General features: G+C 63.9%; 23 protein-coding genes and 1 pseudogene. 10 read left to right on the top strand and 14 right to left on the bottom strand.

Going from position 1 to position 26,294, the window contains the following annotated elements; translation table 11 throughout:
* Positions 1-109: 109 nt before the first annotated feature.
* A complete protein-coding gene (locus FOZ70_RS10200) occupies positions 110-745 on the top strand; it encodes a glutathione S-transferase N-terminal domain-containing protein (RefSeq protein ID WP_048021612.1) in 636 nt (211 codons plus the stop codon).
* A 463-nt stretch (positions 746-1,208) separates the two neighbouring features.
* On the opposite strand, the pseudogene FOZ70_RS10195 reads toward FOZ70_RS10200, so the two are convergent.
* From FOZ70_RS10195 to FOZ70_RS10185, 3 genes and pseudogenes are all read right to left on the bottom strand, one after another.
* Positions 1,209-1,328: pseudogene (locus FOZ70_RS10195) on the bottom strand (IS3 family transposase); the annotation flags it as partial.
* A gap of 400 nt (positions 1,329-1,728) precedes the next feature.
* On the bottom strand, positions 1,729-2,139 hold the full coding sequence (locus tag FOZ70_RS10190) for a GNAT family N-acetyltransferase (protein ID WP_059624121.1): 411 nt from the start codon (positions 2,137-2,139) through the stop codon (positions 1,729-1,731).
* A gap of 178 nt (positions 2,140-2,317) precedes the next feature.
* Positions 2,318-3,445, bottom strand: coding sequence for an aminotransferase class V-fold PLP-dependent enzyme (locus FOZ70_RS10185; protein WP_219705765.1), 1,128 nt, complete (start codon positions 3,443-3,445; stop codon positions 2,318-2,320).
* 335 nt (positions 3,446-3,780) lie between these two features.
* Between FOZ70_RS10185 and FOZ70_RS10180 the strand changes: the two genes are divergently transcribed.
* A complete protein-coding gene (locus FOZ70_RS10180; RefSeq protein ID WP_219705763.1) occupies positions 3,781-4,962 on the top strand; it encodes a serine hydrolase domain-containing protein in 1,182 nt (393 codons plus the stop codon).
* 92 nt (positions 4,963-5,054) lie between these two features.
* On the opposite strand, the gene FOZ70_RS10175 is transcribed toward FOZ70_RS10180, so the two are convergent.
* The 4 genes from FOZ70_RS10175 to FOZ70_RS10160 all read right to left on the bottom strand — a co-directional run bounded on the left by FOZ70_RS10175 (position 5,055) and on the right by FOZ70_RS10160 (position 9,856).
* Positions 5,055-6,227, bottom strand: a complete 1,173-nt coding sequence (locus FOZ70_RS10175) for an FAD-binding oxidoreductase (RefSeq protein WP_175925175.1) — start codon at positions 6,225-6,227, stop codon at positions 5,055-5,057.
* Between the two features lie 195 nt (positions 6,228-6,422).
* Entirely contained in the window at positions 6,423-7,574 is a 1,152-nt protein-coding gene (locus tag FOZ70_RS10170) for a branched-chain amino acid ABC transporter substrate-binding protein (RefSeq protein ID WP_021162611.1), read from the bottom strand.
* Positions 7,575-7,990: 416 nt separating this feature from the next.
* A complete protein-coding gene (locus tag FOZ70_RS10165) occupies positions 7,991-8,182 on the bottom strand; it encodes a CsbD family protein (protein ID WP_021162612.1) in 192 nt (63 codons plus the stop codon).
* A 141-nt stretch (positions 8,183-8,323) separates the two neighbouring features.
* Positions 8,324-9,856: a PAS domain S-box protein gene (locus tag FOZ70_RS10160; RefSeq protein WP_021162613.1), complete on the bottom strand. Its 1,533-nt coding sequence runs from the start codon at positions 9,854-9,856 to the stop codon at positions 8,324-8,326.
* A 371-nt stretch (positions 9,857-10,227) separates the two neighbouring features.
* Between FOZ70_RS10160 and FOZ70_RS10155 the strand changes: the two genes are divergently transcribed.
* The 3 genes from FOZ70_RS10155 to FOZ70_RS10145 all read left to right on the top strand — a co-directional run bounded on the left by FOZ70_RS10155 (position 10,228) and on the right by FOZ70_RS10145 (position 11,079).
* Positions 10,228-10,392, top strand: coding sequence for a hypothetical protein (locus FOZ70_RS10155; RefSeq protein ID WP_021162615.1), 165 nt, complete (start codon positions 10,228-10,230; stop codon positions 10,390-10,392).
* A gap of 82 nt (positions 10,393-10,474) precedes the next feature.
* Complete coding sequence (locus FOZ70_RS10150) at positions 10,475-10,825, top strand: BON domain-containing protein (protein ID WP_021162616.1); 351 nt, start codon at positions 10,475-10,477, stop codon at positions 10,823-10,825.
* 56 nt (positions 10,826-10,881) lie between these two features.
* Positions 10,882-11,079, top strand: a complete 198-nt coding sequence (locus FOZ70_RS10145; protein ID WP_021162617.1) for a CsbD family protein — start codon at positions 10,882-10,884, stop codon at positions 11,077-11,079.
* Positions 11,080-11,450: 371 nt separating this feature from the next.
* On the opposite strand, the gene FOZ70_RS10140 is transcribed toward FOZ70_RS10145, so the two are convergent.
* Positions 11,451-12,479, bottom strand: coding sequence for a DUF1338 domain-containing protein (locus tag FOZ70_RS10140; RefSeq protein ID WP_059488881.1), 1,029 nt, complete (start codon positions 12,477-12,479; stop codon positions 11,451-11,453).
* 226 nt (positions 12,480-12,705) lie between these two features.
* On the opposite strand from FOZ70_RS10140, the gene FOZ70_RS10135 reads away from it, so the two are divergent.
* Positions 12,706-13,653, top strand: coding sequence for a LysR family transcriptional regulator (locus tag FOZ70_RS10135; RefSeq protein WP_021162619.1), 948 nt, complete (start codon positions 12,706-12,708; stop codon positions 13,651-13,653).
* An 89-nt stretch (positions 13,654-13,742) separates the two neighbouring features.
* Here the strand turns inward: FOZ70_RS10135 and FOZ70_RS10130 are convergent, their stop codons facing one another.
* From FOZ70_RS10130 to FOZ70_RS10115, 4 genes are all read right to left on the bottom strand, one after another.
* Positions 13,743-14,234 (bottom strand): hypothetical protein, encoded by a 492-nt coding sequence (locus tag FOZ70_RS10130; RefSeq protein ID WP_048021602.1) that lies wholly within the window; start codon positions 14,232-14,234, stop codon positions 13,743-13,745.
* Entirely contained in the window at positions 14,215-15,468 is a 1,254-nt protein-coding gene (locus tag FOZ70_RS10125; protein ID WP_048021600.1) for a hypothetical protein, read from the bottom strand. The genes FOZ70_RS10130 and FOZ70_RS10125 overlap by 20 nt, the downstream gene beginning before the upstream one ends.
* A gap of 12 nt (positions 15,469-15,480) precedes the next feature.
* Positions 15,481-18,294: a type VI secretion system Vgr family protein gene (locus FOZ70_RS10120; protein ID WP_219705761.1), complete on the bottom strand. Its 2,814-nt coding sequence runs from the start codon at positions 18,292-18,294 to the stop codon at positions 15,481-15,483.
* A 729-nt stretch (positions 18,295-19,023) separates the two neighbouring features.
* Entirely contained in the window at positions 19,024-21,153 is a 2,130-nt protein-coding gene (locus FOZ70_RS10115; RefSeq protein ID WP_219705759.1) for a TonB-dependent siderophore receptor, read from the bottom strand.
* A 925-nt stretch (positions 21,154-22,078) separates the two neighbouring features.
* On the opposite strand from FOZ70_RS10115, the gene FOZ70_RS10110 reads away from it, so the two are divergent.
* Positions 22,079-23,707 (top strand): NADP-dependent glyceraldehyde-3-phosphate dehydrogenase, encoded by a 1,629-nt coding sequence (locus tag FOZ70_RS10110; protein ID WP_048021595.1) that lies wholly within the window; start codon positions 22,079-22,081, stop codon positions 23,705-23,707.
* Between the two features lie 79 nt (positions 23,708-23,786).
* Here the strand turns inward: FOZ70_RS10110 and FOZ70_RS10105 are convergent, their stop codons facing one another.
* Together FOZ70_RS10105 and FOZ70_RS10100 are read right to left on the bottom strand one after the other, a co-directional pair.
* Complete coding sequence (locus FOZ70_RS10105; RefSeq protein ID WP_060275560.1) at positions 23,787-24,419, bottom strand: LysE family translocator; 633 nt, start codon at positions 24,417-24,419, stop codon at positions 23,787-23,789.
* A 297-nt stretch (positions 24,420-24,716) separates the two neighbouring features.
* Positions 24,717-24,866: a hypothetical protein gene (locus FOZ70_RS10100; protein WP_185633901.1), complete on the bottom strand. Its 150-nt coding sequence runs from the start codon at positions 24,864-24,866 to the stop codon at positions 24,717-24,719.
* Positions 24,867-25,014: 148 nt separating this feature from the next.
* On the opposite strand from FOZ70_RS10100, the gene FOZ70_RS10095 reads away from it, so the two are divergent.
* The 3 genes from FOZ70_RS10095 (at position 25,015) to FOZ70_RS10085 (ending at position 26,202) form a co-directional block, all read left to right on the top strand.
* Positions 25,015-25,338: a hypothetical protein gene (locus FOZ70_RS10095; RefSeq protein WP_021162626.1), complete on the top strand. Its 324-nt coding sequence runs from the start codon at positions 25,015-25,017 to the stop codon at positions 25,336-25,338.
* 88 nt (positions 25,339-25,426) lie between these two features.
* A complete protein-coding gene (locus FOZ70_RS10090) occupies positions 25,427-25,660 on the top strand; it encodes a hypothetical protein (protein ID WP_059488873.1) in 234 nt (77 codons plus the stop codon).
* Complete coding sequence (locus FOZ70_RS10085) at positions 25,657-26,202, top strand: hypothetical protein (protein WP_027789773.1); 546 nt, start codon at positions 25,657-25,659, stop codon at positions 26,200-26,202. Before FOZ70_RS10090 ends, FOZ70_RS10085 begins: the two co-directional genes overlap by 4 nt.
* Positions 26,203-26,294 lie beyond the last annotated feature (92 nt).

The raw sequence follows: 26,294 nt of genomic DNA, 5'->3' as shown, positions 1-26,294 counted from the left end.
ATCGTCCTTCGCTTTTGACTTTCGATCGGGCGTCATGCACCATGCGACGCGTCGACACGACAAACCCGGTCAGCATCTCCACCAGAGATAAATAGGAGACTTAATCAATATGACAACTCATACGCTGTTCTACTGCCCAGGCCATCTTTCGTTTGCACCGCACGTCATCCTGCGCGAGCTGGGCGAACCATTCGAACTCGCACTCGTCTCGATCAAGGACGGTGCGACGCAGAGCGCCGAATTCCGGCAGCTCAACCCGAAAGGCAAGGTGCCCGTGCTGCACACCGGCGACGACGTGCTGACGGAGTCGTCGGCGATCCTGCTTTATCTCGCGCTGCGCTTTCCGCAGGCGCGGCTCGTGCCCGATACCCCGATGGGCCTCGCACGTGCCGTCGAGTGGATGAACTGGCTGGCGTCAGTGTTGCCCGGAACGGTCGCGCTCAACTTCCATCCGTCGCGTTTCAGCGAGGACCCGGCCGCGCACGACGGCATTCGCGCGAAAGGCCGCGCGGGCATCCTCGCTGCGTATGCGCAGATCGACGAACGACTCGCGGCGCGCGACTGGGCGCTCGGCGAGCACTACTCGATCGTCGATCCGATGCTGCTGATATTTTTCAAATGGGGGAACATGCTGAAGCTCGACATGCGCGGGTTCGAACATTGGGCCGCGCATACGGAGCGCATGCTCCGCCGCCCTGCCGTCGCGACCGCGTTGTCGGTCGAACAGATTTCGATCTGGGCGTAGCGGCGAAGCCGGGTCGGGTTTGCGCCCGATCCGGAATGCCGCCCGCGTCCGTCGCGTCTCCTTCATCTTCTCAGGTCCTTTTCGCCGCTTTTCTTTGTCTGTTGCGCCGATCCTGCATACGCGCGCGCACAGGCGTCGCGCACGCCGCGGATCGTCCAGGCCGCGACTCCGGGAACAGGAGCCACGACCGCAATCGCATATGACGTTCTCTGCTTGTGCGGCGCTACACCGCTCAGCTCATTTTCTGCGATCGCATCGAATGCGTGAACAATGCAACATCCATTTCGTGACGTCCAATATATTTTTCGTCTTCCACTAAGTCGCCACGCATATTAATCAGCGATTGGCCGGCGAGTCCGATATTGCCAATCCTTGCGAATTGATTGCAACGGATGGAGCGGGATTAGCGTGCATTGCCGGGGCAAAATTGGCTTCAACTGGCGAGTAACCCCGAGCGGTTTCGATATAGCAGGTCAGCAACGCAATCGAGCTTCCGGATTTCGTTGAGTGCATTCGCTGAATGCTTCGGCTGCCGACGTCGTGCCGACTTGTTCCGCCGAGGTCGTTGTTAGCGCAACGAAAGCCACGATGGCCATGCGGAACAGCGGCCCGCCGCTCGCGAACGACAAAGTCGAGCCCGGCTGCGTATTGCTGGGTATTGCTGGATATCGCCGGGTATTGCCGAACGCACGGCGCCAGCTGACCTGTGGCCCATTCGGATCGCCGATGCCGACACGGCGGCGCAGGTGCGCCGTGCCGCCGAATAAAAGGAAATTGACCGGCTCGCCATCGGCAGCAAACGCGTCGCCGCCTGGGGCCGTGAGCATGACAACGAAAAGCACGCGCGCTCAGTGCAAAAGCGTGTCGACAAACTCGAGGAAGACCGGACCGTCGCCACGATGAGCGGCGGTGAGCGCGCACATCTGCTGTCTCCGGCACTGTCGACGGCCAGCGATCACCCGCGACGATCGGCCTCCCGCACGCTACGCAATCCGCAGGAACATCCCCGCCTTCTCCGGCAGCGACGACGGCTGGAAACCATAACGTTCATAGAACTTCGGCGTGCCGTGATCGGCCATCAGGCTGACATACGCGGTCGGCGGTGCATTCTCGTGAACGTAGCCCATCAGCGCCCGCATGATCAGGTCACCTACGCCTTTCTTCTGGTGAGCGGGCAACACCGCGATGTCCACGATCTCGAAGAAGCAGCCGCCGTCGCCGATGACCCTGCCGATTCCGACCGGCGCATCGTCGCGGTAAGCCACGACGCTGAAGAGCCCGTTCTTCAACCCGATCGTCGCGGCCTGTTCCGACTTCCTGCTCAACCCTGCGGCGAGACGAATGTCGATGTAGGTGGATACCGGCGGAACTTCGTGTCGAACGATGTAAGCCATGCGAGCCTTTCAGGTAAGCCGTACAGGCGGATGGACCGACCCCGCCGCGGATGAGTCCGTCGAACCCGGAGCCCGGGCGCGCGCATCGAACGAGACCATGACGATGAATGTGGCGAGGCGGCAGGCCCCGGGTACAACGCCCCAGCGCCCACGGCCTCGCCCAAATCCGCAAAGCGGCTTAGAGAATCCGCTCCAGCGCGTCGGCAAACCGCGCAACCGCACCGTCGACATCATGCAGCTTGTCCAAACCGAACAACCCCAGACGGAAGGTCTTGAAATCCTCCGGCTCGTCGCATTGCAGCGGCACGCCGGCCGCGATCTGCAAGCCCACGTCGGCGAACTTCTTCCCCGATCGAATCCCGTCGTCGTCCGTGTAGCTGACCACGACACCCGGCGCCTCGAAGCCTTCAGCCGCCACGCTCCGGAAACCCTTGTCGGCCAGCAGCGCGCGAATGCGCTTGCCGAGCTCGAGCTGCTCCGCCTTCACCTTGTCGAACCCGTATGCCTCGGTTTCCTTCATCACGTCGCGCAGCGTCGTGAGGCTGTCCGTGGGCATCGTCGCGTGGTACGCGAACCCGCCGCCCTCGTAGGCTTCCATGATCTGCAGCCACTTGCGGAGATCGCACGCGAAGCTGGTGCTGGTCGTGCCGTCGATGCGCTCGCGGGCGAGCGGGCTCAGCATGACCATCGCGCAGCACGGCGACGCACTCCAGCCCTTCTGCGGCGCGCTGATCAGGATGTCGACGCCGCTCGCCTGCATGTCGACCCACACCGTGCCGGACGCGATGCAATCCAGCACGAACATGCCGCCGACCGCATGCACGGCGTCGGCCACCGCGCGCAGATACGCATCGGGCAGCATCATCCCGGACGCGGTCTCGACATGCGGCGCAAAGACCAGATCCGGCTTGTGTTCCTTGATCGCGGCGACCACTTCGTCGAGCGGGGCCGGCGCATACGCGGCCTGCCGCCCCGCTTCGACCGGGCGCGCCTTCAGCACCGTCGTTTCGGACGGAATGCTGCCCATGTCGAAAATCTGCGACCAGCGGAAACTGAACCAGCCGTTGCGGATGACCAGGCACTTCTTGTTCGTTGCAAACTGCCGCGCGACGGCTTCCATGCCGAACGTCCCGCTGCCCGGGACGATCACGACCGACTTCGCGTTGTAGACTTTTTTCAGGGTGTCGGAGATGTCGCGCATGACGCCCTGAAAGCGCTGCGACATATGGTTGACCGAGCGATCGGTGTACACCACCGAATATTCGAGGAGCCCCTCGCGGTCAACATCGGGAAGTAAACCTGGCATGCTCGCCTCCGGTGAAAAATGAACGATGAATTCCGGGCAAGCAGTGTCCGTGACGCGATACCGCCCTGCCCCAATGCAATTGCGCTGTTTCCTCGACGACAGCTGATTCTAACGAACGCCGCCCGCCGCTTGGGGCATATTTTGGCGGCTGCCCGGCGCAGGCCCGGCATGACGCACCGCAACGCGGCTGCCGTGGCGCCCGGTTCAATCTCCTGCCCCGTGGCCGCCCGCGCCGGCCGGTGCGGCGCACGAAGCCCTGTTCGACGTATGGATAAACGCCACTTCCGGCGCATGCCGCCTACCATGTCGGCACACCTTTCACGACAGAGTCTTCGATGATCCCCAACCGCGCATCATCCCGGCAGCCGTCGGCCGATCCCGCACTCGCCGAGCGCGTCGATGCGGTACTGTCCCGTCAACTCGAAACACATCGCCTCGTCGGTGTGGTCGTCCTGATCGCACGCGACGGCGAACTCGTCTATCGCCGCGCGGCCGGGTTCGCCGATCGCGAAGCGCGCACGCCGATGCGCGAGGACACGCTGTTCAGGCTCGCATCGGTGACGAAGCCGATCGTCTCGGCGGCCGCGATGGCGCTCGTCGCGCAACACAAGCTGTCGCTCGACGACGACGTCACGCGCTGGCTGCCCGAGTTCCGCCCGGCGCTGCGCGACGGCAGCATGCCGGTGATCAGGGTGCGCCACCTGCTCACGCACACGGCCGGCCTCGGCTATCGCTTCACGGAAGCCGACGCGACCGGCCCCTATGCGCGCGCGGGCGCCTCCGACGGGCTCGATGCCGCATCGATCACGCTCGCCGAAAACCTGCGCAGGATCGCGAGCGTGCCGCTGCAGTTCGCGCCGGGAACCGGCTGGAACTATTCGCTTTCCATCGACGTGGTCGGCGCGCTGATCGAGGCCGTCAGCGGGCTGCCGCTCGCCGACGCCATCGACACGCTCGTGCTCCGCCCGCTCGGCGCCCGCGACACGGGATTCGTCGCACGCGATCCCGCGCGGCTCGCGACGCCCTACGTCAACGACACGCCGCAACCGCACCGGCTCGCCGAAAACGAGACCGTACCCATCTTCGACGGAACCGTCGGCGTGACGTATTCGCCGTCGCGCGCGCTCGACGCGGATGCCTTCCCGTCGGGCGGCGCCGGGATGGTCGGCACCGCCGGCGACGTGCTGAACGTGCTGGACACGCTGCGTGCCGGTGGCGGCTCGCTATTGCCGGCCGACCTGGTCGACGAGATGGGCCGCATCCACACCGGCAACCTCGAATTGCCCGACCTTCCCGGCGCGGGGTTCGGAATCGGGTTCTCGGTATTGCGCGACCCGCTCGCGGCAGCATCGCCGGAGTCGGTGGGCACGTGGCGCTGGGGCGGCGTGTACGGGCATTCGTGGTTCGTCGACCGCGCCCGGGGGCTCACCGTCGTGTCGCTGTCGAACACGCTTTACGAAGGGATGAACGGCCAGTACACGATCGATCTGCGCGACGCGATCTACGGCGCCGGCTGACACGCGCAACAAAAAAAGGCCCGACACGGTCGGGCCAACGAGTCGAGACACAAGGAGAATCCCGCCCACCACACGGGGCGGGGTACGCCGCGCTACACGACGTTCTTTTCGACGATCGGCCGGTTTTCCAGCACCCGCGCCCAGCCGAGCGTCGACAGGTCGAGCGTGTCGTAACGCCCGCCCAGAATGAGTTCGCTGACCCCGCGCCCCGTCGCCGGCCCCTGCTGCAGCCCGTGGCCGCTGTAGCCGTTCGCGAACACGACGTTGTCGAGGTCCGGGTGATACCCGATGATCGCGTTGTGGTCGAACACGTTGTACTCGTAGTACCCGGACCAGCAGTTCTCCACGCGCAGCGCCTCGAACTCCGGCACGCGGTTCGCGAGCGTCGGCCAGATCACCTCGTCGAACAGGTCGTGGTCGACTTCGTCGAGCGGCAGGTCGTCCGGATCGCGATCCGGGCTCGGCGACGTCCCGCAGATGTACGTGCGCCCTTCCGGCCGGAAATACACGCCGGTCGGGTCGATCAGCAGCGGGCAATCCGTGAGCCTGGCGGGCGACGACACGTTGAAGATGCTGCGCCGCCGCGCATGGACGGGGATGTCGATGCCCATCATCGACGACAGCGTGCGGGCCCATGCACCGGCCGCGTTGACGAGCGTGTCGCACGCATGGCGTTCGCCGTCGGCCGTGACCGCATGCGTCACCTTGCGGCCGTCGCGCACCACCGCCGTCACGTCGGACGGCACGTAGCGCGCGCCCAGCGCCTGCGCCTTCTTGCGCAATGCCTGCACGAGCCCGTAGCCGTCGAACCAGCCTTCGCCGCTCACGCCATATGAGCCCGACACGAGATCGTCGACGTTCAGCCACGGAAACTTCGCGCGCAGCGCATCGCGGTCCATCAGCCGGATATCCGCGCCGAGGCTCGTCTGCAGCGCATGGTTCTCGCGCAGCGTCGCGTCGCCGGCCGGCGTCGCGAGGAACAGGTAGCCGCCTTCGTGCAGGTCGATCGACGGCTGGTGGCCGTCCACTTCGAGCCGCTCGCCGATCGTGCGCAGGAAGTCGATGCCGAACAGCGACATCTGGATCGACAGCGGCGTCGAGAACTGCTGACGAATCGACGCGGCCGACAACGCCGACGACGATCTCGCATAGGTGGGGTCGCGCTCGATGACGGTCACGGATACCGTGGGATCGGTGGCGCGCAGGAAATAGGCGATCGAGCTGCCGATCACACCACCGCCGACGATGACGACTTGAGAACTCACGACTGACTCCAGTTGCACATGAAGGGCGCGGCCGGCCGGCTGCGCCCGTGGGTTGTTCGTGCCGCGTCGCACGCGGCGTCGCGCGCGCGGACTCGTGCGGCTGCCGCACCGGCGTGCGCCGCGATCGCAACCGATCGCCGATGGCATTTCAGCACGTCCGGCAGCACCGCGAAAGTCCGCGCGCGCCTGTTGCGTTCAATCCGCCGATTTCGTCGTGACGGGCTGCCACGCGGCGTTCTTCACCTCGTAAAGCGTCGAGCTCGGGTTCTTCAGGTCGCCCGTGTTCGTGAACGCGATCGTGCCCGTGATGCCGTCGTAGCGCGTGCCCTTCAGCGCGCCGTTGAAATCGGCCGGCTTCGTCGAGTTCGCCTTCTGCATCGCGTTGATCGCGATCCATGTCGCGTCGTACGCGAACGGCGCATACGCGAGCATGTCGACACCGTACTTCTGCCGGAATTTCGTTTCGAACGTCTTGCCCTTCGCGAGACGCGACAGCGGCTGCCCGTATTCCCACACGGCCGCGCCTTCCGCCGCGTTGCCGGCCAGCTTGATGAAGTTCGCGTTCATCACGCCGCCGCCCGCGAGGAACTGCGCGCGAATGCCGAGCTGACGCATGCGTTTCACGAGCATCGCGGCCTGCGCGTCGAGGCCGCCGAAGAACACGAGATCGGCGTTGGTGCTCTTGATCTTCGTGAGCTGCGCGCTGAAATCCACCGCCTTGTCGTTCGTGAATTCGCGCGCGACGATCGTGCCGCCGTTCGCCTTCACGGCCTTCTCGAATTCGTCGGCTTCGCCCTGGCCGAACGCCGTGCGGTCGTCGATGATCGCGATGCGCTTCGCCTTGGTCACGCTCGCCGCATAGGCGCCTGCATTGCCGGCGTTCTGCGTATCGGTCGCGATCACGCGATACACGGTGCCGAGCCCGGCGCGCGTGATGTCGGGATTGGTCGCCGACGGCGTGATCATCGGAATGCCGGCCTTCGCGTAGATCTTCGACGCGGGCAGCGTCGTGCCCGAATTGAAGTGGCCGATCACGACGGCCACCTGCGCGTCGGCGAGCTGCTGCGCGGCCTGCACGCCGGTGCGCGGATCGCTCTGATCGTCCTGCGACGCGACGACGAACTTCACGGGCTTGCCGCCCACCGTCGGATGCGCGGCATTCGCTTCGTCGACTGCCATGCGCACGCCGTTCTCGATGTCCTTGCCGTAGGCGGCGCCGCCTCCCGTCAGCGGGCCGGCGACGCCGACCTTGACGACCGTCTCCTGCGCGTGGGCCGCGCCCGTCTGGAGCGCGAGAATCGCGGCGGTCAATGCGACGCCGGAAAGCGAACGAATGCGGAACGTCATGACAATCCTTGTTCTGGGGGCCGGGATGCAACGCGCGACCACCGCGCGTCGGCGCCCTCTCGCGTGCCGGTCGTCTCGTCCGCTACCGGGGCGTCGTGCAACGCACCTGGCCGGTCGATCGCCGCAGCTCCGTCTCCGAAGAGCCTTTCATCGCGAAAGAGGTGAATGGATTGTGGGCAGCCAATACCCGTGCAGCAAACGAAATATCGGAACTATGTTGTGAGGATTTGTCATCAAGTTCCGCATGCGCGGCCGGCCCGCGGCCCGCGCAACCGTGAACCGCGGGCAGGCAGTTTTCATGGGAAGCGGCGCCGGCGCCCGTCCATCAAGGCCGGTCGTGGTCATGCCGGCAGCGCATCATCGTTGCGATGACGGCCCGGCCGGCCACCGCGACGCCCGCGGCGCCGCGTCATCGGTCAGTGCCGATCGGCGTCCGTCTGCTTGCGCGCCGCATCCGCCGCCTCGCCGGCCTGCTCCTGAAGCTTGCCGGCCTGCTGTTCGGCGACGCCTTCCAGTTCCGTCTTGCGGTCGCCCGTGACCTTGCCGAGCGCTTCCTTGACCGAACCCTTGACCTGTTTCAGCTTGCCTTCGATCCGATTCCTGTCCATGGTCGTCTCCTGCGATGGTTGGGGAGAACCGGCGGCGTGACGGCCAGCGCCGCACCGCCGAGTGGACAGGATCGCAAGCGGGCGCCGCGCGCGGCAGATGCGGATGCACCAGCGCGCATGGTGCATTCGTACCGACGAACGTCAGTCCTTGCCGTTTTCGCCCGCCTTCGCGCCGCGCGTGCCGTTCGCATCGGCCGCGCCGACGATCCCGCGTTCGCGCGCCCACACGATCGCCTCGGCGCGGCTGTGCACGTCGAGCTTCGCGTAGATCGTCGCGACGTGATTGCGCACGGTGTTCGGCGCGAGCCCGAGGCGGCCGGCGATTTCCTTGTCGGCGAGACCGTGGCACAGCAGGTCGAACACGTCGCGCTCGCGCGCGGTCAGGTCCGACAGTTGCGCGCCCGCATCCGGCGCGTTCGCGCGCCGCACGTTCGCCAGCTTCTCGATCAGCGTGCGGCTGAACCATGACGCATCCTGCATCGCCGTTTCGATCGCGTACACGAGTTCCATCTCCGTGCGCTTGCGATCGCTGATGTCGAGCAGCGCGACGAGCAGGCAGTCGCGCCCGTGTATCGCGACGGGGTCGGCCGACACGACGCAATCGCGCACGTCACCGTCGCGCGTGCGAATCTGCACGTCGGCGTTGCGCACGTTGCCGTCGCGCGCGAGCCGGCCTTCGATGCGCTGCCACGCGCCGCGTTCGGCCCACAACCCGATTTCCTCCGCGGATTTGCCGAGCAGGTCGTCCTGCGCATGGCCCGTCATCGCGGCGAACGCGTCGTTCACGTCGAGCAATTCGAAGCGGTCGGCCGTGACGATCGCGGTGGCGACCGGCGCCATCCGGAACGCCGTCGCGAAGCGTTCCTCGCTCTGCCGCAGCGCGCGCTCGGCCTGCTTGCGCGGCTCGAGATCCATGAACGTAAACAGCATGCATGCCTCGTCGTTCATGTCGATCGGCTGCCCGGCGACGACCACGGCCTTCGTGCTGCCGTCCGCGAGTTTCAGCACGGCCTCCATCTGCGGAATCGTCGCGCCTTCGCCGAGCCGCTCGATCGCGAGCTCGCGCCGTTCGGCCTGTTCGAGCACGTCGACCTCGTATACCGAGCGGCCGAGCACGTCGTCGCGCGCGTGGCCGGTCATGTCCAGAAAACCCTGGTTGACCTTCACGTAGCGCAGGTCGTCGAGCCGGCAGATCACGGCCGGCGCCGGGTTTGCGTTGAAGGTGCGCTCGAAGCGCTCCTCGGCGCTCGCCCATTCGGTCGCGTCGTGCAGCACCAGCGCGAGGCAGTCGGGTTCGCCGGCCGCGTTCGTCAGCACGAGGCTGCGGATGCGGTGGACCCAGCTCACGGTTTCGTCGGCGGCCGATTCCACTTCGACCGTCACGTCGCTGAACTCCTCGCCCGCGATCACGCGATCCATCGGATAGTGGCCGTCGCGCACCGGATGGTTGTTCCGGTAGCGCAGCCGGAAGCGCTCGCGGTAATCGGTGACGGTCTCGCCGAGCGCCTTCAGCTCGGTCACGCCGTGCATCGCGAGCGCGGCCTCGTTCGCCCAGACGATCCGCTGGTCGGGCTCGACCAGGATCACGCCCTCGGTGAGCCCCGCGATGATCTGGTGCAGCTGGCGCCGGTCGGTATGCGACTTCAGCGCCTGTTCGTTTACCTGTTCGTTCATCGAATGGTTGTCCATGTCGTCAGCATGACCGCCGGCCCGGTCGCCGCTTCGTCGGCACGCGCCGGCCGGCGCGTGTGGCGATGATCGCGCGCCGCATCCGTGCGCGACAGGCGCGGATGCACTAACCGCCATAGTACATTCGCATCGCGTGCCGCCACCGTGCGGCATCCCGCCGATCCCCGAAGCATTCTCCGCGCCTGCTTTGCGCGCGCCGCAACCCGCGGGCGCACCCCCTCCCCTTCACGATGCCCCCGTGCAAACGCACTAGCCGATCAGGTGAATTTGCGCGATGCCCGTGCACGTTCGACCCGGTACGCTGGTTCTGCATCGGCGCTCATGCGCTGCCATCCGAACCGCAGAGGAGAAGCACGATGAAGCTGCATCAGACACCCGATCCGACGCGGCCTGAACCGCCTCCGGACAACCCGCCCGAACCGCCGCCCGGCACCGATCCGCCGGTTCCGCTGCCGCCCGACGTGCCGCGCCCGGACATGCCGCCGCGCGAGCCCGGCTACGACACGCCGATCGCCGGGTAATGAAGTCACGCGGTAGTAACGCGCGGCACGATCCGTGCTCCACGATCGGTCCACTCACCCCATCAATCGAAGGAGAACATCAATGAACAAAATCTCGCCCCTTTCGACACTGCTCGCCGTCAGCGCGGCTTTCCTGCTCGGCGCCGCGCCGCTCACGAACGCGGTTGCGCAGGACGCATCCACCGACAACGGCGTGAAGACCGAATCGAACCAGCCCGTCACCGACACATGGATCACGACCAAGGTGAAGGGCCAGCTGGCCGCCACCGACGGCCTGAAGAGCGTCGACATCAGCGTGAAGACCGTCGACGGCGTCGTCACGCTGACGGGCGTGCTGCCGACGAAGATCGCCGTGAAGAAGGCGATTGCCGTGTCGCGCGCGGTCAAGGGCGTGAAGCACGTCGACGCATCCGGCCTGAAGGCGAAGGCCTGACCTCCCGGCGCGGCACGCCGCCGCGCTTTTTATCCCTGCACGACAAGGAGCACATGATGAACGAGGACAAGATCAAGGGCCAGTGGAAGCAGCTCACCGGCAAGCTGAAGGCCAAGTGGGGCAAGCTGACCGACGACGACCTGGCCGTCGCCGACGGCAATCGCGAGTATCTCGCCGGGAAGATCCAGGAACGGTACGGGATCGCCCGCGACGCGGCCGAGAAGCAGCTGAAGGAATTCGACCGCGAGCTGTGACACGACAGCACATTCATCCAACCGCCGCGGCGCCGACGGCGTCGCGGCCACCAGGACCTACGACATGGGCAAATACCTGATCGCCTGGCTGCTCGGCGTGCCGGTCGGGCTGCTGGTGCTGTTCTTTCTGATCACGCACGTGTTCTGACGGCACGGCGCGCGGCATGCGCCGGCCGCTATGCCGCTTTCCAATCTCCACTTTCCACTTTCCCCCATCGCATCGATGACCGTGACGCCGCGATCCGGCATTCGCCCGATCGCGCGTATTGCACGGCATCGCGGGGCCCCCAACGCAAATCGGGCAGGACGCCCTTGCGCCCCGCCCGATCCGCTCGTCTCTTCCGAAAGCGACGAACCGCGCTTTCGCTTCGTTACTTCGCCGCGTTCGCCGTCATCTTGAAGATGCCCTGCGCGTTGCCCGCATCGAAACGCAGATCGGTCACCCAGCGGCGCGCCGCCTGGTCGAACGTGCGCTTGCGCGTGATGAACTCGTAGAACGAGCCCGGCACATTGCGCTTCACCGTGCCGCCGTCGCGCGTGCGGAACTCGCGCTCGACGGTGTCGGCACGATACGCGGTCTGGAACACGCGGCCCGAGCGCGAACGCTCGACTTCCGGCTTCATCGGCCGGCCCTTCGCCTTCTCGTCGTCGGACAGCTTGAACACGTCCGCGACGCGGTCGGTCGCATGGTTGAACGCGTTGCCTTCGGTCGCGATCCACGCCATTTCCGCCGATTCCAGCAGCAGCGTTTCGTAATCGAGTTCGTTCGGCACATCGTGCTGGCGCGCGAACGCACCGACGATCTCCGGCAGCAGCGCGTGCGCGGCGTCGAGCGACAGCCAGCCTTCGCGCTCGACTTCCCACAGCAGCGCGACGGCCGCCGGCGACAGCGGATCGCGCGACGAGCTGACGACGTTCGTCACGGCCTGCTGGAATTCCTTCGAGAAACGTTCCGGATGCAGTTCGCTGACGAAGAACTGCGCGATTTCGTCCGGCGCGTCTTCATGCGCATACGCGCGGCCCGTCATGCCGAGCTTGTCGAGCGGGTAACGACCGTTCAGGCGGAAACCGAGCGGACGCAGGATGCGCGTGAACGCGGCCTCGCCCGGCGGCAGCGCGCCCGTGTGCGGCCAGCGCACCGTGCGCAGCGCACCGTGGTCGAAATAAACCGAGCCGCCGCTTTCGATCGCGTCGGCCGTATACGCACGGCCGTTCGCCGAACGCTCGAGCAGCCCTTCGAACAGCGCCATGTTCATCGCCTGCGCGATTTCCGCGCGCGTCACGACACCTTCTTCCCATTCTTCCAGGATGGCAGGCATGTTCAGGGTCGAGAACAGGGCGTCGGTCTTCGCCTGTCCCAGCAGCTTCGTCAGCAAGCTCTCGATATTCGGATTGCGCATCAGGATTCTCGTCTCGGGGGACCGCCGGCAAACGTGCCGGCAACTCGTCGGCCGGCTGCCCAGCGGGCGCCTGACCTTGCGTGGGGAGCATTATTCAAAGGGTTGCAGCCGGGCGTAAAGCGAGATTAAATTGATACGTGATGAGTTTTTGGAATTATCAGCCGTTCCTCGGCCCCGCCTTCCGCCCGGCGCCGCGCGGGCCTGACCGTCAGACGAATCGAACATCATGCGCAAATTCAAGATCCCCAACATGGGCGCGCTCGTGGCTTTCGAAGCCGCCGCCCGCCACGAGAGCTTCACGCACGCGGCCAAGGAGCTGTTCCTGACGGAAAGCGCGGTCTCGCGCCAGATCGCGACGCTGGAAGCCAGCCTCGGCGTGCGGCTGTTCGCACGCGTGAAGCAGCGCGTCGTGCTGACGCGCGCCGGCAAGCTCTACGGCACGCAGGTGCGCCGCGCGCTGGAGGCGCTCGACCGCGACACGCTGTCGATCATCGCGCACGGCAGCGGCGGCGGCTACCTGGAGCTGGCGGTGCTGCCGACCTTCGCGTCGCACTGGCTGATCCCGCGTATCAAGAGCTTCTACGACCGCACGCCCGACGTGCGCGTGAACATGGGCAGCCGCACCGACCTGTTCTCGTTCGAGGACACGCACTTCGAGGCCGCGATCCACTACGGCAAGCCGACCTGGCCCGGTACGTCGTCCGACTACCTGTTCGGCGAGGAAGTCGTGCCGATCTGCTCGCCCGCGCTGCTCGACCGGCCCGTCGAGCGCGTCGAGGATCTGCTCGCCTACCCGCTGCTGCACTCGACGACACGCCCCGGCGCGTGGGCGCAGTGGTTCGAGACACACGGCGTCGAGGACATCCGCACGATGCAGGGCGTGCGCTACGAGCTGCACACGATGCTGATCAGCGCGGCCGCGGCCGGGCTCGGCGTCGCGCTCGTGCCGAAATTCTTCGTCGAGGAACAGTTGCAGCAGCTCGGCCTGGTCGTGCCGTGCGATGCGGCGACGGTCGGCGATTCGGCGTACTACCTCGTGTATCCGACGGAGTTCAGCCACAGCAAGCCGCTCGAACTGTTTCGCGGCTGGCTGCTCGAGCAGGCGAGCGCGTATGCGGCGCCGGAGTGCGCGGAAGAGGATGCCGATCTGGAGGATGACGAGGACGTCGAGTAACGAAACACGGAGGCAAATCGCCGCCGCCAATCCCACCGGCAGCCCGGTCGTCAATCATGCGTCGCGACCGGGCATCACGAAAGCGACGCTCATCGCGTCGCCGCATCGCATGGACTCTGCGTTGGCGAGCCTGCGGAAACAACTCTTTTCAGGATCGCACGATCCGTTGCCTCTTGCCCCGGACAAACCGTTTCAAGGTCGCTAATCACGATTGTCGCTCGCCCATTGAGTCGGCACACACCATCGGGCTGTGCAATGGGAAGTCGCAGGTAGCGCAGCGCATCTTGCTGATTCGAAAAGACGATCAGACCGGCGCGCTGCGAGCGGTCCGGCAGTTGGCTGGCCGAAGCGCCGTCCTCCACGAACCAGACTTCGGATCCGTTGAATTCGTCGTCGTAGTCGATCGAGTAAGTGCCCGACAAGGTGATCTCTTGCACGATCCGGACCTCTGCGCAGGCCAATTCGTCGTCAACCGGGATCGACCACGCGCCCCCCAGGGCGGGTCCAGAAACAAGAAGCAACATGCACAGCGCGTGGGCACATCGCACCTTTCTCGACGACTCAATAAATTTCAGGATCATTGGCCGTGATGTGCAGGTGATCGTTATGGATTTGCTCGTTTCGAGACTGCCCACGGTTCATATCGCCCGTACGATCTTCAACGTTCGGATTCGTAGCCCGCATGAACCATGGTGCAAACAGCTGGCGGATATGTGGACTCTGTTTCAGCATCGTGCGATATGCGGTAACAAGCGACTTTTCTTCGAGTGAAGCAACCTGAGCACGCAATTGCGCAAGCTTTTCGTTCTGCTCCGGCGTACGACTAGTCATGCTCTCCAGTTCGTCGATCTGGACATGCTTTCTGTAGCGATCCTGAGCGTTCTGACTCGACATCGCCACACGGTCCATCTTCAAACCGTCATCCAGCAAATAATTTACGTCCAGCCCCACTCCGACTCGATGCAGCACGCTCCCAATCATTGGGCGCCATCCACTGCTCAGGTGAACCTCGTCTATCCGTGCGTCGACAGCTGCCTTGAATGCCGCGTAGTAGCAAAGAGGCGATACGCGCCCGATATATTCGATCAGCGGAACGGTTGCCGGCGGGTCTGCCGACATATAGACACCTCGTATATTTTCCCTGCAGTTGTTGAACGCGCTCGCTTCCCAAAAGATCGTGGTCGGGTCATCCGGCACCATTTCGATCCTCAATCGCTTGACACCTGTCAACGTGCCTCGCAACTGCGCATACTGCAATTCACCAGCATCGTCGAGATCATCTTCGTACACGCGACTAATAAGCGCGATCCATTCGTCTGATGCTCCAACATCCTCAAGAATCGACGCCGCCTCAAGTGCCGTGTATTTGGGGCTAAACAACGCCCAGGTATCTCCCCAGAGTTGTCCCTGCCATTGCCCTGCCTTATCGGGTGCAACCTTGAACGCACGCTTTCCGACCGCATCGTCATTCCACGCGTTCAAGTCAACCTTGCCACGACGCTCACTGATTTTAACGATGTTAACCCCTGAATCAGCCACGATCTCGTACAAAACCTGACGCCGGAACATGGGCTTCGTGTCCGCTCCGAGCTGAATACCAATTCGGTCCCCTGCATTGACGCGTACAGCAACAGTCCTCCCGTCCGCACCCAACTTGTCCAGTTTCAACTGTTCGGTACCATCCTTGACGATTCGGTACTTGAGCGACGTCAATTTCGAGGTGGCATGCGCAAACTCATACCGAACCGTCGAGGCGGTCAGAGTCGCGACCTGCTCGGTTCCCTCGGCGGACAAGACTAGATTGCTCTGTGTCATTTTCTTCCCCCATCAACAGGTAAGCACCTCGTCCCCCGCACCAGACTCATCGAACTGATCCGGATCCCAGACCACGTGCAACTGATCTGCCAGAGCAGCCGTTACCGCGAGCGTCCGGCCCTCCTCATCTGTGTAGCCGTAATACACGCGCGAACCATCCGCATGCTGAATCCGGTATCGAATGCCAGCTACCGGCCGCCCGGCGTGGTCGACTGCCTTGAACCAACCCGAGTACACCTCGTTCGTCGCAAGCACCGGCAATGGGTAGTCCAGGCGTTTCGGACCGTCGAAGCTGAATGAAGCCCCTTTGAAGTCCAACTTTCCGGGCGCATGGAGTTCAATGTCGCCGCCTTTCAATCGAATGTAAGCCCCACCGGCTGTCATTAGAATTTCGCCCTTCGCACCCATCTCGATCTTGTCCGCAATAGACAAGAGCTTGATGGCAGCCTGTGCCAGCAATTCGATCGCTCCAGTGTGCGTCGCTGTTCTCACATCGCCTTTGTTCGCAACGAACTGCATCCCTCCGTTCTGTGCGAACAAGCTAACGAGTTCGCGTGCAGCCACATTCAGAGATTGCCCCGAAGCGATGTTCGTGTCTCGACAACTGACCAGATTGATGTTTCGATCGGCGGTATAGTGAATTGATTTCTGTGTAGATGCGGAGATTCCAGCCGGACCGGCAATCGCAATTAGCGGCTCCTTGAATGCGTTGGCAGTTCCTGTCCCACCGTTCGCGGTCCGCCCGCCCATGGGCTGCGGTGTCACTGGTCTTTGCATCGAATCGACGAACAGGGACAAGGCTTCGTGACCGGTTCTCATACTTCCCGCCTGACTCCGCTCGCTCGCCTCAGACAGTGACTTCATCAACGCGGTCGATCCGATAATTTGTCGACACACCTCGGTCACATCGAGTTGTTCGCCGTCGTAGTGACGGTGATACGTCGTGATGAGCGCCCCTTTATTTGCCCCTACCGCCAAATAGTCATCGGTATGAATCTTGATTCCCATTCCAACGTACCGCCCGCGCACATTGCCTTCGTGCTGAATCAGGTAACCTTGATGAATCAAGCTGTAGCTGCCGTTTGAATAACTGGTAAATCGTTGCCCACCCTGGTGTGTGGCATCGTCCTGAACGATGCTATTGAAGTATCCGGTGTTCCCGAATCCCCGCGAGCGAAAGCCCGAAAGGAGAGCATTGTCGTGCCATTGTGGAGAACTAGTAGAACCGTACAGCCGCCCCAGTACATACGGCCTGTCACAGTCGTTCCCCCAAAATCCGACGATGACCCATTCCCCCGCTCTCGGTACGTGAACCGAACCGTATCCGTTGCCTGTATCGGCCTGCAGAGATAGCAGCGGCGGTGACGTTCTCGAATCGCCGGGCTTGCTACGTCGATCCCACCGAAACCGCACGTATATCCGATTTCGCCCGTCAGTCCAGGCTTCCTCATTGCCCGGTGCGCAAACAAGCGCATGCTCGGTATGCATGTCCGGCTTTTTGTGCTGTAGCGGACTTCGATATGGAAGATCAGTTCGCTGGGCTTCGATCTCGACCAAGTAGAATCCGCGTGCACCATCGACAATGTGCGCCTGGGAATCGAATCGGTTGCCGTGTATTGCCTTGACAGTGGCAAGCATGTCTTGAAGGCTGAGCGGATAGGCCGCTCCGTGGCCGATAGGTATGTTGTTTTCGATGACAGACCGAACTTCGATAGCCACGAACTCACGATCGTTTGGATCTGCCGAGGCGTGTCGAGGGTGATTCTCCAGCGTAAAACGCATCCCGGCATCGGTCCAGCGCATGCCGCCCAATCCGTAATATCGACACGCCGCCGAATCCCATGCTTCGGTTCGAATTTTCGCATGCCTGTTTCCCGCAAGTGAGTCTGGATAGCCATACGACAGCGATTCAAAGACCTCCATTGGCGCGGCTGGAACGCTACGGACTTCGTCAGATCGATATTGCCGGACGGTGTAGGTGACAGTGCTCAGATCCCTTTCTCTCAGTATCGAATACGGATATTCAATATTCTTGTAATTCGTCGAGGTCGACGCATACGTCATGCTCTGCGCAGTTTGCATCGTGGCCCATCGCGTAAGGCTATCTGTGCCGTCACTTTCACCTCCACGATAGAACTCGGCACGTCTGGCTTCCGGCAACGACCAGACGCTATCGACAACAACAAGTGTTGACCCCTTAAAATGATCATCATGACGAGTCGGTGCATGATCCCAATAGAAGTACCATCCTTCCGATTCGAGAATGCGATGCAGGAAATTCAGATCTGTTTCGCTTTGCCGTGTATAAGAGCGCTTCACCGGCTGTCGCGTGAGTGCGAATCTAAAGCGCCCTTGAAGTTGTGGATACTTGTTGAGAAGATCGGAAACGATCTCGCGCGCAGTCATGTCGAACCATTGATTTTCATCTCTCGCATACTCGAGAAAAAACAATGCTGACTGAAACTCCAGTTGATAGAGCGAAAGGCCTCCATCGTATCCAATCGATCCAAATCGCCTCACAAACCCGTGAACAGCCCTATATTCCACATCTGCATAGATTTGAGTGAATTGCTGGATAGACAGTGAGACCTGCTGATGCATCAGCTCGCGCCCATCGATGTCATTTCGCGTTGACGCAACATCGACGACCCAGCCATAACCTCGTCCGACTTTGGACCACCCCTGCGCACGCAACGGAATCAAAGTATTTTCTCCGAGCGGCGTATGAAGCATCAATAGCCGACCGCGCTGCATCATCCCCCGATGAATCGCTTGAAAAATGTCACGAAACGTCAACGATTTATCATTGGCCTGACGATCTATCATCCTGCCGCTCCTTTTCTCCTGAACCTCCGTTGTAGCTGAGCTACGTACCCCGGAGCTTCGTCAAGGAGCTGTGAAGCACCGATTCGGCAAGCGCGACCCTCGTATCGCGCTTCCGACTTACGGTTCAGCATCGCTAGTTTTAAAAAGTCGGTCATTTATCGGATCGTCCAAGTAGGATCATCGAACAAGATAGTTCTGGAATACCTTATTACGATATTTCCGCAACGACTCGATTAGCAAGATCTTCTTGCCAGGCTATCTCGATAGTGCCTCCTGGAAAGGCACCCTCATTTCCTGGGCACTTCTGAAATATTCAACCGATACCATTAACAGCGTACTTCACTTCACACTTCAATCACTGACCCGCCTAAATGCAATTGACTGTGAAATATCGTTTCGCTGCTGGCTGCCCGGACATATGAGAGCGCGAAAGCGGTGCCGGAGCACGACGCAGATAACGCCGGCGAAAAGGATGACGAGGACGTTGAGTAGTCCGCCCCTCGCTTCAGATCACGGCACGGCGACGTCGCAAATGCGCAGCGTCGGCGTATTGACACACATCGAACTGCGACCTAGCGCGCAGCCGCCAGTCCGCTCACTGCTGCGCAAACGCGCGCCATGCATGCGCGACACATCAAGCGCTTGGCTGATCATGGGTAGCGGAAGGCGGGCCATCGTGACGACGACCCGCATTGTCGCGCATCGCACGCGTGATGCGCGTGACGAGCGTTACATGTGCCACTTCACCGTCGCGGTGAGCGTGCGCGGGTCGCCGGGCATGTTGTACAGGTCCGCATTGCCGTGTGCGGCAATGAAGTAGCGACGATCGAACAGGTTGTCGAGCGTGAGCGTCACGTCGACCTTCTTGCTGCGATAGCCGGCGCCGAGATTGAACGCGGTAAACGACGGCAGCGTGACGAGATCGCTCGCCGACGTATAACGCGCCGACTGGAACTGCATGCCGGCCGCCGCATAGAAGCCGTACGGCAACTCGCGCTTGATCCACAGGTTCGCGCTGTGGCGCGGCATCAGCCCGGGCGTGTTGCTCGCCACCGTGACGCCCGCTGCCGTCGATTGCGCCGAGCCGTCGACCGTCCCGTTCAGGTACGCGTAACCCGCATACACCGACCACTTCGGCGCGATCTCGCCGGTGAAGCCCAGCTCCATCCCGTGCACGTGCTGCGTGCCGATCGGCAGCGCGTAGCCGGGATTGTTCGGGTCGCCGATCTGCTGGTTGGTCTGTCGCATGTCGAACAGCGCGACGCTCGCCGTCGCCTTGCCGCCGAGGTCGAAGCGCGAGCCGACTTCATACGCGGTGGTCTTCTGCGGCGCGAGCGCGGCGCCGTTCGCGAACGCGCCGGCACTGATCAGCGTATCGGCGAGCGGCGAGAACGACTGGCTGAACGACCCGTACAGCGTCAGCCAGTCGAGCGGTTCGTAGATCAGCCCGACGCGCGGGCTCCACGCGTGATCGGTACGGTCGAGGTTGACGTTCGACGACGTGTAGTCGTGGCGGATCTGGTTCAGGTAGTCGAAACGCAGCCCCGCGAGCACCTTCCAGTGCTCGGTCAGCGAGATCAGGTCCTGCGCGTAGACGCCCGCGAGCCCGATGACGGTCGACGCGTTCGTCTTCGCCCGCGCGCCGGTCGGCACGCCGGGCAGGATCACCTGCTGCGGATTGAACAGATCGTAGGTCGCGACCTTCGACACGCTGTAGATCGTGTCGAACTTCTGCTGCTGCGACAGCTCGAGCCCGTACAGCAGCTCGTGGCGCATGCCGAACAGCGAGGTCTTCTGCGTGAGCTCGAACAGGCCGTCGATGCCGTGGTCGGTGCGCTGGCGCGTCGACTGGTCGAGCGTGACGACCGGGTGCGCGGCGGTCTTGATCGGCTCGTACGTCACGTAGTTCTTGCGTTCGAGCGAAAAGTCGTACGCGCGGATCGCGCCGTGAAACGACAGCGAATCGCTGAAGCGGTGATCGAGCGACACCGTCGCGCTCTTCGCGGAGATGTCGTTGTACGAGCTGTTCGCCGCGTCCGCCGAGCCGTAATACGTGTTGATCGGCACGTCGACCGGCCGGCCGAGATACGCCGGCAGCCCCTGGTCGGACGTGCGGCGGTCGTGCAGGTAGTCGAATTCGACGTTCAGCACCGTGTCGCGGTCGAGCTTGAACTGCGCGGACGGCGCGAACGCCTGGCGGTTGAGCTGGAACTGGTCGCGGAAACTGTTCGAATTCTCGGCCGCGCCGGTCATGCGGAAACGCGCCGCATCGTTCGCGTTCCAGCCGAGGTCGAATTCGCCGCGCCGCTCGCCGCGCGTGCCGAGCGTCACGCCCACGTCGCGCACCGGGTTCGCTTCCGGCCGCTTCAGCACGCGATTCACGATGCCGCCCGCCGAGCCGCGCCCGTACAGCACGGCCGCCGGCCCCTTCAGCACCTCGACGCGATCGACGTTCGACAGGTCGCGGTAGTACAGCGCGTCGTCGCGGATGCCGTCGACGTACTGGTCCGTGATGCTGTTGAAGCCGCGGATCGTGATCTGGTCGCGCTGGCCGTCGCCGACCGAAAAGCCGATGCCCGGCACGTTGCGCAGCGCATCCTGCATCGACGTCGCGTTCTGGTCCTCGATCACCGCGTGCGGAACGACGTTCACCGTCTGCGGCACGTCCATCAGCGACATGTCGGTCTTGGTCGCCGCGCGCGAGTGGCCGCCGTCGTACGACGCATGCTCGGCAGCCGCATTGACGGAGATCGCGGGCAGGGTCGCCGCAGTGTCGCTCGCCTGCGCGAACGAGGTGCGTGCGCCGGCCAGCGACGTGGCGATCAGAAGCGCATGGCAGGCGCTCTTGTTGAGTTTCATCGTGAACGTAGGGGCTGAAGGAAAAACGGCGAACGAAAACGCATCCGGCCAACGCGCGCATCACGCGGCGAATCGACCGACGAAGCGTTCCGTGAAAGAGACGATGCGCGGGGGATCTCCCCGTCGCATCCGCCGGCCGACGCACAGCCGGCGCGGGTGGCTGCCGGCCGGCGGAACCGGCACGAAACGAGCCGCGGCGTTCTGTCGCGACTTGTAACGGAGCGAAATATTAAACGAGAATGATTCGTGTTTTTAGTAAATTTTCGACGTGTCGCCTGCCCGCAACGTGCATGCGCTCGGCGCTCTGCATTCCTGACGAATACCTTTCTGTTTCGCGCTTTGGCGCGGCTTTGGCGTAATTAAAACGAAAGAATTTCATCTCCCCCATCGGGCGATGAAGGGCCGGGCACCAGACGGGATTCGGGATTTGACGACTAAGAGACTGGAGAGGATCACGAAGCATCCGTCGAAGCAGACGGCATGCATTCGAAGTCCGGTGCGCGCCGGACCGGGCAACCCCGACCCGGCGCTCCGGGCAGCCGACCTCGCATCGGCGGTGCGGCGGATCTTCTTCTGTTCACTGCGTGTGCTCTCAGGTTCGCTACATTTTTTTCTTCGCCGCGCCGAGCCATTATCCGCGCAATCCGGCCACAGGGAAACGTTTGCGGGTGCCTGTGGCGTGTTATATCCAGCATTCCGCAACAGTCTTTCCGGATGCTCTCAAGGCATGCGGCACGATTCGGCAAATCTTGCATTCACGCCGGCGTTCCTTTTTAATGGAACTGGTTCCATTTGCTGATTCGGCCATGTTTCCCCGTGACGCTTCGTCGTGCGCGCGTCATCATGCCGATTCAGGATCGAGGATCGCTCAGCTCAGGATTCGCATCGCCCGTCCTTCCCGGACACCCCGTCAAACGAGACCGTCATGCCCGATTCCGCCTCCCTGCAACAGCTGTTTCCCGCCCTTGAGGACATCCCCGCCGAGTACCGGCTCGCTTCGCCGATCCACCAGCGCGTGTCGCTCGTCGACGGCGAATTGCGCCCGTGGGACGGCGCGACCAAGACCGTGCTGTCGCCCGTGTGCGTGCGACAGGCGGACGGCAGCGTCGAGCAGGTCGAGATCGGCAGCTATCCCGTGATGGGCGAGCCGGAAAGCGACGCGGCGCTCGACGCCGCGGTGCGCGCGTACGATTCGGGCCGCGGCGAGTGGCCGACGATGAAGGTCGAGCAGCGCATCGCGTGCATGCAGGACTTCATCAAGCGGATGGTCGCGCAGCGCGAACTGGTGGTGAACCTGATCATGTGGGAGATCGGCAAGAGCCTCGCCGATTCGCAGAAGGAGTTCGACCGTACCGTCACGTACATGACGCAGACGATCGACGCGCTGAAGGAGCTCGACAACGCGAACTCGCGCTTCGTGATCGCGGAAGGCACGATCGGCCAGATCCGCCGCACGCCGCTCGGCGTCGTGCTGTGCATGGGCCCGTACAACTATCCGCTGAACGAGACGTTCGCGACGCTGATCCCCGCGCTGCTGATGGGCAACACCGTGGTGTTCAAGCCGCCGCAATACGGCACGCTGCTGTTCGAGCCGCTGCTCGAGGCGTTCCGCGACGCGTTCCCGAAGGGCGTGATCAACACGATCTACGCGCCCGGCGCGGTGGTCGTGCCGCACATGCTCGCGTCGGGCAAGATCAACGTGCTCGCGCTGATCGGCTCCAGCAAGGTGGCCGACCACCTGAAGAAGCAGCACCCGAAGTCGCACCGGCTGCGCGCGATCCTCGGCCTCGATGCGAAGAACGCGGCGATCGTGCTGCCCGACGCCGATCTCGACCTCACCGTGAAGGAGTGCCTGCTCGGCGCGCTGTCGTTCAACGGTCAGCGCTGCACCGCGCTGAAGATGCTGCTCGTGCACCGCTCGATCGTCGACGAATTCCTGAAGCGCTTCACCGCCGCGCTCGAGCAGCTGAAGATCGGCATGCCGTGGGAGAAGGGTGTCAGCATCACGCCGCTGCCCGGCATGCATCGCACGGCCTACATGACGGACGCGATCGACGACGCGAAGGCCAGGGGCGCGCAGGTCGTCAACCATTCGGGCGGCGAGTTCAGCAAGACGCTGTTCTATCCGGCCGTCGTGTACCCGGTGTCGGAAGGGATGAAACTGTACCGCGAGGAACAGTTCGGGCCGATCATTCCGGTCGCGCCGTTCGACGACGTCGAGACGGCGCTCGACTACGTGACGACGTCGGATCACGGCCAGCAGGTCAGCATCTTCGGCTCCGATCCGGTGCAGATCGGCGCGCTCGTCGATCCGCTCGTGAACCAGGTGTGCCGCGTGAACCTCAACTGCCAGTGCCAGCGCGGGCCCGACGTGTTCCCGTTCGCGGGCCGCAAGGATTCGGCGGAAGGCACGCTGTCGGTGAGCGACGCGCTGCGCGCGTTCTCGATCCGCTCGATGGTCGCGGCGAAGCAGACCGACAGCAGCAAGCAGCTGCTCGATTCGATCGTGTCGGATCACACGTCGAAGTTCATCAACACGGGCTTCATTTTCTGAGTACGGCGGCCGCGCGGCACGGCTCGCTCACTCGCGAGCCGCTTGCGCCGGCCGTGCGCCCGCATGGCGAGCGCATGCGCTACACGTTCGACACCAGCAGCCGAATCCCCGCCACGCCGAACACGACGGCGAGACACGCTTCCATCGCGCGCCGGCCGCGCACGTACAGCCGGCGCGCGCCGTTCATCGAGAACACGAGCGCATAGCCGCCGAACACCAGGCACCCGATCACGAGGCAGCCCGGCACGACGGCGCCGTGCGACGCGCCCGCGCCATTCGACGACAGCGCGACGATCGACACCCACACGAGGATCGCCTTCGGATTGGTCAGGTGCAGCATTGCGCCGCGTACGTAGAAACGCGACAGCCGTTGCTCGCCCGCTGCGTTCAGCGACGCCGCCGCCTTGCCCGACCATGCCGTGCGCCCCGACTTGAATGCCAGCCACATCAGGTACAACCCGCCGAAGATCTTGATCGCGACCAGCAGCTTCGACCATGCCAGCAGCGCGGCCGACACGCCGAGCGCCGCCACCGTCGCCCAGACCATCGACCCTGAAATCACGCCGAGCGCAAACGCGAGCGCCGCCTTGCGGCCCTGGTTCGCGGCGACCGACATGATCGCGAGATTGCTCGGCCCGGGGCTGGCCGTCCCGATGAAATAGGCCGTGTAGGCCAGCAGCAGGTTGGCCGAGAAAAAAGAGTGGACGCTCATGTCGAACCTCGCAGGGATGATCAATGCATTGTTGGCAAACGCGCGCCGTCTGCCCATGGACAATTGGCCGGCAATTCGCTGGGCCAGTTGGACAGGTCGTGCAGCCGGCTCGCCGTGGGCGAATCCGTCTCGGTTTTGAAACACCCGTCACGTTCGCCGCCGGTTTTCGCCGCCGGTGGCGGCCATCCCGCAGCGCCGCCTCCGGCCGGCCGAACGCCTGACAGGCGCAGGCGGCAGGCGCGCGGCGGCCCGTTTCGTCGGCCCGCCATGGAACGCGCGACGCAATTTATCCCCGCGTTACGTTACATCCGTGAAGCATTTCGCTTCGCCGGACCGCCCCGCGCGCCCGACATGCATCGCGCCGCGCAGGTAGACGGCCTCCTCGATCGCCGCCACGATCCAGTACCGGCGGGACTCGCCGCCCGGCATCGCACCGTCGCTCAACATTGCTCAACAATCGTCCCGCTGCGCTGGTACGGAACCTGCATTCCATTCGGGCGAGACAGCCGCGCCGGTCATCGCGCGGACACAAACCCACCCTCGGGCGCGTCCAGCCGATACGCCCGAACGATTCGCGCAAGCAACGAGGCCTTTCATGGATGCGCTGCCCAATTCGTCCGACACGTCGTTCCAGCTCTTTCTCGCGAAACTGCTCGAACAGCCGTTGCCCGACTGGACCGAAAAACAGCAGATGGAACTCGAGATGGCGCGCTCGCTGTCGACCGAAATGGTCCACCTCGCCGAGGACATGCGCGGCCGCACGCCCGATCTCGCGCGCTGCCTCGTGCTGCTCCGCTACGCGAAGGTGCTCGACTTCATGCTGACGTCGCTCGCCGCGCACCGCGACATTCATCCGCAGACGCTGCGCACGCTGTTCCGCCTCGCGAACCTGAAAGTCGACGATGCGTACCCGGCCTGAGCCGGCACCACGCAGCGGCTGCCGCGGGCGGCAAGCACGGCCACGGCGGCCATTCCCGATTCGCGCGCACGCCCGATAATCTCGCCGCATGAGCATCAGGAACCGGACATCCCGGCTGGCCGGCGCGCTCGGCGTGTTCGTGAAACGCTACGGGCGCAAGGCTCAAAAGCATCTCGACCCGAACGACCGCCGCTACGATCGCGACGTCGAGCGGGCGATGCGGCGCATGTCGCCCGGCGACCTGTCCGCGCTGCTCGCCGGCGACGACGACACCGCGAACGACCTCCGGGCCGGTTTCGCCGACACGAGACGCACGCCGTGAACGCCGCCGACTTCGACCGGATCTGGCCGGCCATCTGCGACACTCCGGCCTGGTCGGTGACGAAGGGCCAGGGCAGCTTTCTCACGTTCGAATTCGGGCAGCCCGCGCTGCATGTCAGGGAGCCGCTCGCCGGCTCGCCGGGCCTGTCCGCGGCGTCCCGGGACAGGCTCGCGTCGCGGCACGTGACGGTCGCCGGCAGCGGGCATCTGTGGATCTGCTACTGCCACTGGTCGATCGCGCTCGACGGCCTCGAACTCGCGCACAGCGAATCCCGCTCCGGCGACATCGCCGCCGCCGCGCAGCGTCTCGACGGACAGATCCTGCAATCGGTCGCGCCGCACGCCCAGCCGGGTTCGTGGGCATTCGACTTCGACCTCGGCGGCAAGCTGACGACCTGGCCGTACGGCGACGATCCGGCCGACGAGCAGTGGCATCTCTACGACCGGCGCTCGGGCAACGTGCTCACCGCCCGCGCGGACGGCACCTGGTCGTATGGCCCGGCGAACGCGCCGCCGGAAAGCGGATCGCCCGGTTCCGGATAGCCGCCGCGCGCGCGCCGCCTCCGCTTCCGGCAGCACGCCGGCCTGATGCCGTGCATCAGCGTGACGAGCGGCCCCGCACCGCAAACGGAGGT

This window comes from Burkholderia sp. COPS, from assembly GCF_019425585.1.
GTDB classification, from domain to species: Bacteria; Pseudomonadota; Gammaproteobacteria; order Burkholderiales; family Burkholderiaceae; genus Burkholderia; species Burkholderia cepacia.
This window is presented reverse-complemented; position numbering and strand designations above follow the sequence as displayed.